Origin of the sequence: Bacillus cereus group sp. MYBK5-2 (assembly GCF_051915685.1) — a bacterium.
Lineage (GTDB): Bacteria > Bacillota > Bacilli > Bacillales > Bacillaceae_G > Bacillus_A > Bacillus_A cereus.
In genome coordinates this window covers 294018-305562 of sequence record NZ_JBQAFE010000005.1, presented here as the reverse complement: position 1 = coordinate 305562, position 11545 = coordinate 294018, and the positions used below count along the sequence as shown (strand labels likewise).

Below are 11545 nucleotides of genomic sequence, written 5' to 3'. Positions count from 1 at the left end.
GAGAAAAGGCTGTTCCAACATATGGACAGCCTTTTCCTCTACTTCTTTACTTTTCTAACTCGCCCTCTTATTTCTCCTCTTTTTTGTGATTTCGTATGGACATTAACATATACATTTGCTTGAATAATTTCTTGAAGTAAATGTACAAATGATTTCCCTTGTAAAGGTCCCTCAAAATCCTCTACATTCACTACACCAGTAATACTTCCCTCGTTCAAACTAATCCCTTGCTCCAGTGGACCATACAAATATAAAACAACAGGACCAATTTGAGTAGACTTCCCTAAATGAATTTGACACGATGTAACCTTTTCTATATTTTTTAGTATTACTCTGTAATGCAATTTCGTTAAATCATCACTAAAAATAAACTCTGCTACCCCAAAAGCTTCTGTATTTACAGGAGGCACTTCCCTCTTACCTGTTAACCTGGCAAAGAAATGTGTTGTCATAAGGCATTCTCCTTATATAAATTTCCCAGCACTACTTCTACTACTTTATGGTTTAGACATAATCATTTATGACTTTTTCAATTTTAATTACAAAGAAAAGATTCACAAAATCTTTACATTAAAATCGTTCCTGTAGATTGAAAGTCTCTTGTATAATGCACATAGAAAAACATTATAGGAGGTTATTTTGAAAAAAAACAAACACATCTTTCACACATTATTAGAGATTTTTCTCGTCTCATTTAAATTAGGACTTACTTCATTCGGCGGTCCTGTCGCTCATCTCGGCTATTTTCACCACGAATACGTGCAAAAAAGAAAATGGATGGATGAACGAAGCTATGGAGATTTAGTAGCGCTATGTCAATTCCTTCCTGGTCCTGCCAGCAGTCAAGTCGGTATGGGGGTTGGATTATTAAGAGGCGGACTATTAGGAGCTATTATTTCATGGATTGGATTCACTTTACCGTCTGTACTTGTTTTGGTTTTCTTCGCCTCATTCCTTAATCAGTTCGATCTTGGAAGTGCTGGCTGGATTCATGGACTAAAACTTGTAGCAGTAGCTATTGTCGCTCATGCCATATGGGGAATGGCGCGAAAGTTAACTCCAGATCGCAACCGTGCGACGATTGCGATTGTAACTGCCGCAATTGCCTTATTATGGCCAAGTAGTTGGACACAAGTCATCCTTATTATAATATGTGGCTTTATCGGTTGGTTTTTATATCGCAACCAACCAATTAGCCAATCTCAAAATATAAAAGTACCTATTTCAAAAAAGATAGCAGTTTCTTGTCTCGTCTTATTCTTTGGACTATTACTACTGCTACCGATATTAAGACCGTTTTCTTATTACATCGCTTTATTTGATAGTTTCTATCGCTCTGGCGCACTTGTATTTGGAGGAGGACACGTCGTGCTGCCCCTTCTTGAAGGTGAGTTCGTACAAAACGGAATGATGACGAAAGAACAGTTCCTAGCTGGATACGGATTAACACAAGCAGTACCAGGACCACTATTTACATTCGCCTCTTATATAGGAGCAGTATTAAACGGGACGCTTGGGGCAACACTCGCAACAATTGCGATTTTCCTCCCTGCTTTCTTACTCGTTATTGGTGTTTTACCATTTTGGAACAGTGTGAGAAAAATATCATTCATACAAGGCGCACTACTTGGTGTTAACGCCGCAGTTGTTGGTATTTTAATTGCCGCTTTTTACGATCCTATTTGGACGAGTACAGTTATAAATGCTTCAGATTTCGTTTTCGCTTCGCTTCTTTTTTGCTTACTAGCTTTTTGGAAAACACCACCTTGGGTTATCGTTATACTGGGAGCCTTTGGCGGATATATTCTGTCCATTTTATAAATAGAAAAAACGACGGCATGATGTAGCCGTCGTTTTTTCTATTAAAACTTCACAAGCTCTATGCCTTCTGGCAACTCACTCTCTGTTAAAATACGCAATTCCTTCACACGATCCATTACGTAAGAAGAACGCTTCACAAGCTCTGGATCAATATAAGCTGGATGAACCATAATTTCTACCGTTTGTTCACCTTGTACTCTTTCTTTTAACTTCACAAAGTAATCTTCCGTCACACCATCCGCATAAAAGTCACTGTAAAACACATCAGAAAATGGATGCACCGCTCTATCTTCCTCACAACGACGAATCGGAACATTATATTTAGCCGCTAATCTCTCAAGAACATCATGTAAAATCGGTAAACCATGCACATGATGATGACTATCTAAATGAGTTGGTGTTAATCCGTAAGATAAAAACTTCTCAATTTGAGCAGTCCATTCTCTCTCAACTTCTTCTGGATTTATATTCCCTTCCCTTACAACACTTTGTTTATGAAACGATCCGTTTTCCCCTACGAGTGACGGTACATCCTTTAACAGTGGTTCTCCTGCCGTTAATACGAGATGTACGCCTACTCCGAGTAGGTTGTACTCTTTCGCTAAGCGTACCGCATGCTCTGTTCCTGGCATATTCATCATCATCGTCGTTGAATTGACAAGTCCATTTATATGCCCATCAATAATGCCGTAATTTGTACCTTCTGTAAGACCGAAATCATCTGCATTTACAATTAACTTAATCATCATAATACCTCCTAATAGAATAAAAAAAGCGGGCTAAATAGCGCCGCTTTTACTTCTCTACCTTTTTAAAGAACTGTGGAAGATACTCTTTATGTGCTTCCAACATTTCATCTAAAATTTGTTTTGCAACTTTATCTGATGGTACAAGTGGATTGATTGTCATAGCAAGCAGCGCCTTATGATAATCCCCTGTAACAGCAGCTTCAATTGTTGTGCGCTCGAATGATTTAATTTGTTGTACTAAACCGCGAACTGGTACTGGAAGGTCTCCAACTGCAATTGGTTTTGGGCCTTCTTTCGTAATAATACAGTTCACTTCAACAGCTGAATCATGTGGTAAGCTTGCAATTGTTCCGTTGTTTCGTGTGTTAACAGGCTGGATATCACCTTTATTATTGTAAATAGACGTAATTAAGCTACATGCTGCATCACTATAATAAGCTCCGCCACGTTTTTCTAATTGTGGTGGTTTAATATCTAAGTTCGGGTCTTTATATAACTCAAATAAATCATTTTCTAATTGTTTTACTACTTCTGCACGTGTACCTTTTTCAACAGAAGCTTCTTTCTCTTCTTCTAACATTTCACGTGTTTTGTAGTAATAACGATGGTATGGACATGGAATCGCACGAAGTCCTCGAATAAAGTCTGGCTCCCAGTTAAGCGCTGCGATATTTTCCATCGTAATTTGTTTTTCTGGATCTGTCACAAGCTCTAACACACGGTCCATTACACTTACGCCATCTAAGTATACATCTAGTCCGTATACCATATGATTTAAACCTGCGAAATCAACGTGAACACGACTCGCATCTACTTCAAGTAATCTTGCAAGACCCATACGAATTCCGATTGGAACGTTACATAGACCAACTACTCTTTGAATATTTGTATAACGAAGGACAGCCTCTGTTACCATACCAGCTGGATTTGCAAAGTTAATTAACCATGCATTTGGACAGAGCTCCTCCATATCCTTACAAATATCTAAAATAACAGGAATCGTTCTCAATGCTTTGAATAAACCACCAGGACCATTCGTTTCCTGACCGATTACATCATACTTTAACGGAATTGCTTCATCTTTTGCACGTGCTTCTAATAAACCAACGCGAAGTTGTGTTGTTACAAAGTCAGCATCTTTTAATGCTTCACGGCGATCAAGTGTTAAATGTACCTCGATTGGTAAGCCTGATTTTTTCACCATACGTTTCGCTAAGTTACCAACGATTTCTAACTTTTCTTTTCCTGCCTCAATATCTACTAACCAAATTTCACGAACAGGAAGCTCATCATAACGCTTAATAAATCCTTCAATTAACTCTGGTGTATAACTAGATCCACCGCCGATTGTAGCAATTTTAATTCCAGTCATGCTTTATTCCCCTTTCGCTTCAAGCTTTTTATAAAGATCGATAAACTCTGCTGCTAATTCTTTCACTGTAATCGCATTCATTAAATGATCTTGTGCGTGAATTAAAAGAACACTAACCTCTGTTTTTTCTCCTCTTGCTTCTGATTGTATGAGCTCTGTTTGGAAATGATGCGCTTCATTAATCGCTTCTTTTGCCTTTACCATCGCTTCATCTGCTTCTGCCATTTTCCCCTGTTTGGCAAATTGAAGTGCCTCCATCGCAAAGCTTCGTGCGTTACCACTATTTAAAATCAATTGGAATGGAATTTGTTCTGCTGTAGTCATCATAATTACCGCCCTCTCTATAAGGTTCAACCGATTTAAATACCCCTTCAGTTTGAACATGTCTATTAAAGTATGAATTTATTAATGATAGTTTAGTGTTCATATAGATGTTTTTCATCTTTTTGAACATGATATAAAGGTAATTATTCTGACGAGCTATAAGAACTCGCCAGAATAATATTTTTTAAAGTGATACTGAATTGTCGCTTCCTTTTGTTTCAGCTTTTGCAGCCTGTACATAAGTACGGTCACACATTAATACGAATGGATAGTAAATTACTACCGCGATTGCAAAGTTTACCACTTGTAGTGCTGCACCAGCGATGCTTCCGCCCGCTACAAGATAACCACTAAAGATTGGTGGCATTGTCCAAGGAACTAAAGCAACTGTTTTTGGTACCCACCCTAAAGAAATCGCTGTATAAGAAGTAATAACTAATACAACCGGTGTAAGTACGAATGGAATGATTAACGCTGGATTTAATACGATTGGTGTACCGAAAATAACTGGTTCGTTAATATTGAAGAAACCAGGACCGATAGATACGCGACCTACACCACGAAGTTGCGCACTTTTTGCAACAAGCATTACCGCTACTAAGAATGCTAATGTTGCACCTGATCCGCCGATGTATACGTATACATCAAAGAATGGCTTTGTGAAAATGTGCGGTACATCATATGCAGACATACCATCGTTAAATAATTTAATGTTCTTTTCTAGTGCTGGTAAATAAATTGGGTCGATAATACCACCGATAATATTAGGACCATGTAATCCGAAGAACCATAATACGTGAATAAGTAATGCGATAATAATTGCACTTGGTAACGTACCTGCTAAACCTTGTAATGGTAATTGAATTGTTTCAAATACGATTTTATGAATACTTGTTCCCGCTAATTTCACAGCTAACTGAATACTTGCTGTTACGATTAAAATAACGAATGCTGGAACTAATGCTGCGAATGATTTCATTACTGCTGGTGGAACACCATCTGGCATCTTAATTGTAATATCTCTTTGAACAAAGAACCTGAATACCTCGGTTACAAGAAGAGCTACAATGATAGAAACGAATAAACCTTGTGATCCTGTCCAAGCTAAATCAATACCGCCTTCTTTTGGCGTTGTCGGAGATATAATAATTAATGCACCGAATGTAATAATTGCTGCTGACAACGCGTCTACACCGTAAGATTTCGCTAAATTATAACTTATCCCAACTGCGGCTATGAGGGCTAATATTGCAAAGGACCCTGTCCACATACCACCGCCAATATCTTTCCAAACATCCCCAAATGCACCCTTCATAAGTTTTTGGAATGCATCAACTGGTAGATTATTTATAAGTACTGCAAATGATCCAACTAAGATAAGAGGCATAACTGCGATAAATCCATCACGGATCGCAACTAAGTGACGCTGCGATCCGATTCTTCCTGCGACTGGAACTAAATATTTCTCCATGAATGCAATAAACTTTTGCATTTCGCTTCCCCCCTAATTATTTTTTAAGTGTTAATGCGTGATCTAAAACTGCTTCTCCATTCATCATGCCGTAGTGCATTGGATTGATAACGTCGATTCCAACGTTTCTCTCATCAGCAAGCGTTTTCATTGAAGAAAGCATGTAACGAACTTGTGGTCCTAGTAATAATACATCTGCTTGATCGATATTCGTTTTTACTGCATCCCCAGATACAGCCCAAATCTTTCCTTCTAAACCGCGAGCTTTTGCAGCCGCTTCCATTTTTGTAACTAGTAAACTTGTAGACATCCCTGCTGAGCAACATAATAAAATATTCATTTGAAAATCCCCCTTGTGTAGTATAAAAAATTTATGTTTTATTTATTTTTCTTTACGCTATTTATTAATGCAATTAGCGTGCCAACTTTTTAAAACCACTAAAATCAGTGCTTTTTCGAGCATTTTCTTTGTGTGTTAACGCTTTCAATTAGTGTGTCGTCTAAAAAACACACAGTGTGTTATAAAACAACACGCTTTTAACACATAACTGTATGAAAATAGATTAGTGTTTAGTTGTCTAGTTATGTTTAATATGAAAAAACACTAAAAAAATTTTTCATCGTAGAAATCTAGTAAAAAACAACATTTTCTTGAGCTCAGTCTTCTATCTATTCTATTGTCCAAGCATACTCTACTAGATTACATAAAATAAAATAGAATAAAATAACACAATTCGAAAGGGGATTCCTATGCCAAAACATAGAAAACAAAGCAAAATAAAGATTTATAGAATAACAAGCTATAAAAAAGACAAGCGTTCTGAATTAGACTCTGACAAATTTGAACTAGAACAGCAGGACAAGCATGATATACAAGACAAACAGGACAAACAGGACAAACAGGATGAGCAGAATAAGCAAGATAAGCAAGTACAATCGGAAAATGTAACTATAGTACCTACAGATTCACACAACTTAGATGTATGGGATGAAATTTCTTTAAAAGAAATACAAGCTGGTGAACATACAAATTTATTTAAAGAAAAGAGTAATTACCAAAATATTAATTTAGTCCAAGTAAACGATGTTCGCTTATACTTGGACAAGCAACTACAATTCAGCTCCGTCGATGAGCAAATTTATCATGAAGCACTTGTACATCCAATTATGTCAAAAGTAATTGATCCAAAACGTGTTCTCATATTAGGCGGTGGCGATGGTCTTGCCCTGCGAGAAGTTTTAAAATATGAAACTGTACTACATGTAGACCTTGTTGACTTAGATGGATTGATGATTGATATGGCTCGTAATGTTCCAGAATTAGTTTCTTTAAACAAAAGTGCATTTTTTGATAATCGTGTAAATACACACGTATGCGATGCAAAAGAATTTCTAAATTCACCTTCATCTTTATACGATGTAATCATTATTGATTTTCCAGATCCAGCGACAGAGTTGTTAAGTACTTTATATACAAGCGAACTATTTGCTCGTATAGCTACATTCTTAACAAAAGATGGTGCTTTTGTCTGTCAATCTAATTCACCTGCTGATGCACCTCTAGTATATTGGAGTATCGGTAATACAATTGAACACGCTGGATTAACTGTAAAAAGCTATCATACAATAGTCCCTTCTTTCGGAACTGATTGGGGATTTCATATCGCTGCTAATTCTGCACATGTACTCGATCAAATTGAACAATTATATGTAGTACCAACTCCTCGAACATTGCCTGCTCTTCTTTTTCCTTTATTTCAATTTAAAGAAGAACATCTAGAACAACGTAACCTCGCTCTTTTAAATTCAGAATCAAATCTTATCTTACATCAATGCTACAAACAGGAAATGAAGTTTTGACAATATTATAGTAAGGAGTGCTACCCTATGGAATATTCTACTTTTGGCAAGCATATAATAGTAGATTTGTGGGGAGTGGACTTTTCCCTATTAGATGATATGCAATTTTTAGAATATCATCTAGTTACAGCTGCAGATTACTCTGGTGCCCATGTTTTAAACGTAAGTAAAAAAGAGTTCCAGCCATATGGTGTTACTGTATTAGTGTTATTATCAGAAAGCCATCTTTCCATTCACACTTACCCGGAACAAAATTTTGCAGCTATTGACTGTTATACTTGCGGTACAACCGTTGAACCACAAATATCGATTGATTATATCGTAAATATATTAAAACCGGAACGGATGCATATAAAAAGATTAATCCGTGGTATAGGAGAAATTGTTACTGCCGATTAATTATAACTCTTACTCATCCGAAAAAAGGAGGATTGTAAAATACCATCAGTGGGATGAACATTCCACTGATGGTACAGGCACATACATAAAATGAAATTTTAATTAGTGGGAGTTTTACTGCCCGTTAATTCGAGATAAAAAAACCTTGCATAAGCAAGGTTCATTCATCCACCGACATCTTCCTATATAACTCTACAAACTCACTCGCTAATTCTTTCACCGTAATTGCATTCATTAAATGGTCTTGTGCGTGTACCATTAAAAGAGTAACTTCGGTCTTTTCACCACCAGCTTCTTTCTGGATAAGCTCCGTTTGTACACGGTGCGCCTCTTTTAATTCCTCTAGTGCTTCTTGTAATTTAGCTTCAGCTTCTGTAAACTCCCCACGCTTCGCACAATCAATTGCTTCCATTGAACAACTTCTCGCGTTTCCCCCATGCAAGATTAAATGAAAAGCTTTCGTCTCTATCGTATCCATTGTAGTTCTTTACTCCCCCTTTTCTTCCGCCAGTTTTTGTTTATCCCATATTTTTAAGAACGGTAAATAAATGAAGAATGCTAGCGCAAAGTTAACAAGTTGTAAAATAACACCTGAAATTTTCCCGCCCGATCCTAAATATCCACTAAAAAGAATAGGTGTCGTCCAAGGTACAGCGGCCCCACTCGGACGTGCCACCCATCCCCATTCCATTGCAAAGTACGAAACAATTGTTAACACAACTGGAACTAATATAAATGGAATTAGTAAAAGTGGGTTCATCACAATCGGCATACCAAAAGTTACCATCTCATTAATATTAAATATACCAGGTGCAATTGACAATCTCCCTAAACTTTTTAATTGTTGACTTCGTGCAAATAGTAACATTCCAACAACTAGAGCAAGCGTTGCACCAGAACCGCCCATATAAATCCATAAGTCAAAAAACTGTGCCGTAATCGTATTTGGTACATCTTGCCCAGCTTGAAAAGCAACTCGGTTTTGATCCATTAACGACAACCAAACAGGGCTCATTACACCACCAACAATAGTAGCACCATGAATTCCACACGACCAAAGAACATGAACGAGAATAACTGCTATTATTGCGCCCCAAAGACTAGCACCAAGTACACTAAGTGGTTCCTGTAAAATTTGTCCTACAATATTATGGATACTGCCAAAAGAAGTATTTTCTATAATTAAGCGTAAAATCCAAATAACTGTTACAACAATAAATCCTGGAACAAGTGCCGCAAATGAACGCGTGACAGCTGGTGGAACTGTCTCTGGCATCTTTATAATTATCTTTTTTTGTACAATAAATCGATACAGTTCAGTAGATATAAGTGCAATAATCATTGCTACAAATAACCCTTGGCTTCCCATTAATGCAGCTGGGATAGCGCCTTCTACAAGTACACTTTCTTTTGTACTTGGTATAATATATGCAACTTGAAATGGCGTCGCAAGTAAAAACGTCACAAGCGACAATGCCCCGGATGCTAAAGCATCCACTTTATAATACTCTCCAAGCCTGTAAGCGATTCCAAAAACAGCTATTAAAGCCATTATATTAAAAGTTGCACTAACTGGATACCCTAAAGCTCTCTGCCAATTCTCACCAAACAAACCTGCCATAAACTCGTTATATCCGGGTATCGGCAGTGCACTAATAATGAGGAAAAACGATCCAATAATTAAGAAAGGCATCGTTAAAATAATTCCATCTCGAATTGCTTGTAAATGCCTCTGCTCTGCAACCTTCCCTGCTACCGGCATCACATACTTCTCTAAAAACCGTATCATCTATCCCACTCTCCTCATGGTTTCATTGACAAAGCTGCTTGCAAGATAGCTTCTCCATTACAAAGTCCGTAATGAACAGATTGAATGACATCAACAGGTATCCCTTTATCCTTACATAATTCTTTCATTTTCGGTAATAAATAACGTACTTGCGGTCCAAGTAAAAGGACATCAGCTTTATCAATATGACTATTCACTTCAGAACCTGATACTGCCCAGATTGTTACTTCTATCCCTCTTGTCTCTGCTGCTTTCTCCATCTTTGTAACAATCAAACTGGAAGACATTCCCGCTGCACAGCAAAGTAAAATATTCATCCCGCTTCCCTCCCCTTTTTTCTCTACCTAAATTATGGTGCACTCCTTGCCACCACTAGGTTACAAATATATATGTCTAGATTTCCTGCTGTATGCCGAGCTTAAAAACAAAAATTTCTTGGTTTTCGCGCTATTCCATTTATCCGTATTCTCCTAGTAAAGAGAACTCTAACTCGCTATAATGATTCAGTATGACTTTTTTTAATTGATAGGAGGATATATTTATGAAGGCATATCGCTTTCCACTTATTTTATTATCTTCTATCCTAATTGGTGGTTTCATTGGTTATTTCATGGGTGCCGATGCAGTTGCTTTAAAGCCGCTTGGTGACATTTTCTTAAACTTAATGTTTACGATTGTTGTACCTCTAGTGTTCTTTAGCATCGCATCGTCTATTGCTAATATGGATGGATTAAAACGTTTCGGTAAAATTATGTCTAGTATGGCTGGGACTTTCTTATTTACAAGTATTTTAGCTGCTATTTTTATGATTATTGTTGTGAAAATATTCCCGCCAGCACAAGGTGTTGTACTAGAACTAACACAACCTGACAAAGCCGGCAAAGCTGTTAGTGTTGCAGATCAAATCGTCGGTATTTTAACAGTATCTGACTTCTCGAAGTTACTATCTCGTGAAAATATGTTAGCTCTTATTTTCTTCTCTATCTTAATGGGGATTGCAACTTCAGCAGTTGGCGAAGAAGGAAAGCCATTCGCTACATTCCTACAGGCTGGTGCAGAGATTTCAATGAAGGTTGTATCTTTCATTATGTACTACGCCCCAATCGGACTTGCTGCTTACTTTGCAGCATTAGTTGGCGAATTCGGACCACAACTTCTTGGAACTTACTTCCGAGCAGCAATGGTATACTATCCTGCTTCTCTAATTTATTTCTTTGTATTCTTCACATTCTATGCATACCTTGCAGGTCGCAAACAAGGTGTACAAGTATTTTGGAAGAACATGGTCTCTCCTACAGTTACATCACTTGCAACTTGTAGTAGTGCCGCAAGTATTCCAGCGAACTTAGAAGCAACGAAGAAAATGGGTATTTCTTCAGACGTTCGCGAAACAGTTGTCCTTCTTGGTTCTACACTTCATAAAGACGGCTCTGTTTTAGGTGGCGTATTAAAAATTGCTTTCTTATTCGGTATTTTCAACATGGAATTCGAAGGACCGAAAACATTAGCAATCGCACTTGTTGTTTCTCTATTAGTAGGAACAGTAATGGGTGCTATTCCCGGCGGCGGTATGATCGGTGAAATGTTAATTGTATCTCTATACGGTTTCCCGCCAGAAGCACTGCCAATTATCGCAGCAATTAGTACAATCATTGATCCACCTGCAACGATGTTAAACGTAACAGCAGATAACGCTTGTGCGGTAATGACAGCTCGCCTTGTAGAAGGTAAGAATTGGATCAAAAACAAATTTGCTTAAT

Annotated in this window: 13 protein-coding genes; 4 read left to right on the top strand and 9 right to left on the bottom strand. The window is 37.5% G+C overall.

Features of this window, described 5'->3' with window-relative positions:
- Window positions 1-38: 38 nt before the first annotated feature.
- A complete protein-coding gene (exsM, locus tag ACTFP3_RS19345) occupies window positions 39-452 on the bottom strand; it encodes an exosporium regulatory protein ExsM (protein ID WP_000207046.1) in 414 nt (137 codons plus the stop codon).
- Window positions 453-639: 187 nt separating this feature from the next.
- Here exsM and ACTFP3_RS19340 point away from each other — a divergent pair, with 187 nt between their 5' ends.
- A complete protein-coding gene (locus ACTFP3_RS19340) occupies window positions 640-1821 on the top strand; it encodes a chromate transporter (RefSeq protein WP_000739648.1) in 1182 nt (393 codons plus the stop codon).
- A gap of 41 nt (window positions 1822-1862) precedes the next feature.
- Here the strand turns inward: ACTFP3_RS19340 and chbG are convergent, their stop codons facing one another.
- The 5 genes from chbG to ACTFP3_RS19315 form a co-directional block, all read right to left on the bottom strand.
- Entirely contained in the window at window positions 1863-2567 is a 705-nt protein-coding gene (chbG, locus tag ACTFP3_RS19335) for a chitin disaccharide deacetylase (RefSeq protein WP_000593496.1), read from the bottom strand.
- 49 nt (window positions 2568-2616) lie between these two features.
- A complete protein-coding gene (gene celF, locus ACTFP3_RS19330; RefSeq protein ID WP_000145762.1) occupies window positions 2617-3942 on the bottom strand; it encodes a 6-phospho-beta-glucosidase in 1326 nt (441 codons plus the stop codon).
- Window positions 3943-3945: 3 nt separating this feature from the next.
- On the bottom strand, window positions 3946-4269 hold the full coding sequence (locus ACTFP3_RS19325) for a PTS lactose/cellobiose transporter subunit IIA (protein WP_000989055.1): 324 nt from the start codon (window positions 4267-4269) through the stop codon (window positions 3946-3948).
- Window positions 4270-4450: 181 nt separating this feature from the next.
- The gene (gene celB, locus ACTFP3_RS19320) at window positions 4451-5758 is read right to left on the bottom strand and encodes a PTS cellobiose transporter subunit IIC (protein ID WP_001168854.1); all 1308 of its coding nucleotides are present in this window, start codon (window positions 5756-5758) and stop codon (window positions 4451-4453) included.
- 16 nt (window positions 5759-5774) lie between these two features.
- Complete coding sequence (locus ACTFP3_RS19315) at window positions 5775-6077, bottom strand: PTS sugar transporter subunit IIB (RefSeq protein WP_001023569.1); 303 nt, start codon at window positions 6075-6077, stop codon at window positions 5775-5777.
- A 410-nt stretch (window positions 6078-6487) separates the two neighbouring features.
- On the opposite strand from ACTFP3_RS19315, the gene ACTFP3_RS19310 reads away from it, so the two are divergent.
- Together ACTFP3_RS19310 and speD are read left to right on the top strand one after the other, a co-directional pair.
- On the top strand, window positions 6488-7597 hold the full coding sequence (locus ACTFP3_RS19310) for a polyamine aminopropyltransferase (RefSeq protein ID WP_440011008.1): 1110 nt from the start codon (window positions 6488-6490) through the stop codon (window positions 7595-7597).
- A 27-nt stretch (window positions 7598-7624) separates the two neighbouring features.
- Window positions 7625-7996 carry an adenosylmethionine decarboxylase gene (gene speD, locus ACTFP3_RS19305; protein ID WP_000456823.1) on the top strand — a complete coding sequence of 124 codons (372 nt, stop codon included), beginning with the start codon at window positions 7625-7627 and terminating at the stop codon, window positions 7994-7996.
- Window positions 7997-8156: 160 nt separating this feature from the next.
- Here speD and ACTFP3_RS19300 read toward each other — a convergent pair whose 3' ends face one another.
- From ACTFP3_RS19300 to ACTFP3_RS19290, 3 genes are read right to left on the bottom strand one after another with little or no spacing between them, the layout of a single operon-like run.
- Window positions 8157-8474, bottom strand: coding sequence for a PTS lactose/cellobiose transporter subunit IIA (locus ACTFP3_RS19300; protein WP_000379645.1), 318 nt, complete (start codon window positions 8472-8474; stop codon window positions 8157-8159).
- 9 nt (window positions 8475-8483) lie between these two features.
- On the bottom strand, window positions 8484-9785 hold the full coding sequence (celB, locus tag ACTFP3_RS19295; RefSeq protein ID WP_000617789.1) for a PTS cellobiose transporter subunit IIC: 1302 nt from the start codon (window positions 9783-9785) through the stop codon (window positions 8484-8486).
- 14 nt (window positions 9786-9799) lie between these two features.
- The gene (locus tag ACTFP3_RS19290; protein ID WP_001023557.1) at window positions 9800-10102 is read right to left on the bottom strand and encodes a PTS sugar transporter subunit IIB; all 303 of its coding nucleotides are present in this window, start codon (window positions 10100-10102) and stop codon (window positions 9800-9802) included.
- Window positions 10103-10326: 224 nt separating this feature from the next.
- On the opposite strand from ACTFP3_RS19290, the gene ACTFP3_RS19285 reads away from it, so the two are divergent.
- Window positions 10327-11544 (top strand): dicarboxylate/amino acid:cation symporter, encoded by a 1218-nt coding sequence (locus ACTFP3_RS19285; protein ID WP_440011006.1) that lies wholly within the window; start codon window positions 10327-10329, stop codon window positions 11542-11544.
- The last annotated feature ends 1 nt before the right edge of the window (window position 11545 follow it).

Coding starts and splice junctions, on each gene's coding strand:
- exsM (WP_000207046.1), bottom strand. CDS start 452: ATGACAACACATTTCTTTGCCAGGTTAACAGGTAAGAGGGAAGTGCCT.
- chbG (WP_000593496.1), bottom strand. CDS start 2,567: ATGATTAAGTTAATTGTAAATGCAGATGATTTCGGTCTTACAGAAGGT.
- celF (WP_000145762.1), bottom strand. CDS start 3,942: ATGACTGGAATTAAAATTGCTACAATCGGCGGTGGATCTAGTTATACA.
- ACTFP3_RS19325 (WP_000989055.1), bottom strand. CDS start 4,269: ATGATGACTACAGCAGAACAAATTCCATTCCAATTGATTTTAAATAGT.
- celB (WP_001168854.1), bottom strand. CDS start 5,758: ATGCAAAAGTTTATTGCATTCATGGAGAAATATTTAGTTCCAGTCGCA.
- ACTFP3_RS19315 (WP_001023569.1), bottom strand. CDS start 6,077: ATGAATATTTTATTATGTTGCTCAGCAGGGATGTCTACAAGTTTACTA.
- ACTFP3_RS19310 (WP_440011008.1), top strand. CDS start 6,488: ATGCCAAAACATAGAAAACAAAGCAAAATAAAGATTTATAGAATAACA.
- speD (WP_000456823.1), top strand. CDS start 7,625: ATGGAATATTCTACTTTTGGCAAGCATATAATAGTAGATTTGTGGGGA.
- ACTFP3_RS19300 (WP_000379645.1), bottom strand. CDS start 8,474: ATGGATACGATAGAGACGAAAGCTTTTCATTTAATCTTGCATGGGGGA.
- celB (WP_000617789.1), bottom strand. CDS start 9,785: ATGATACGGTTTTTAGAGAAGTATGTGATGCCGGTAGCAGGGAAGGTT.
- ACTFP3_RS19290 (WP_001023557.1), bottom strand. CDS start 10,102: ATGAATATTTTACTTTGCTGTGCAGCGGGAATGTCTTCCAGTTTGATT.
- ACTFP3_RS19285 (WP_440011006.1), top strand. CDS start 10,327: ATGAAGGCATATCGCTTTCCACTTATTTTATTATCTTCTATCCTAATT.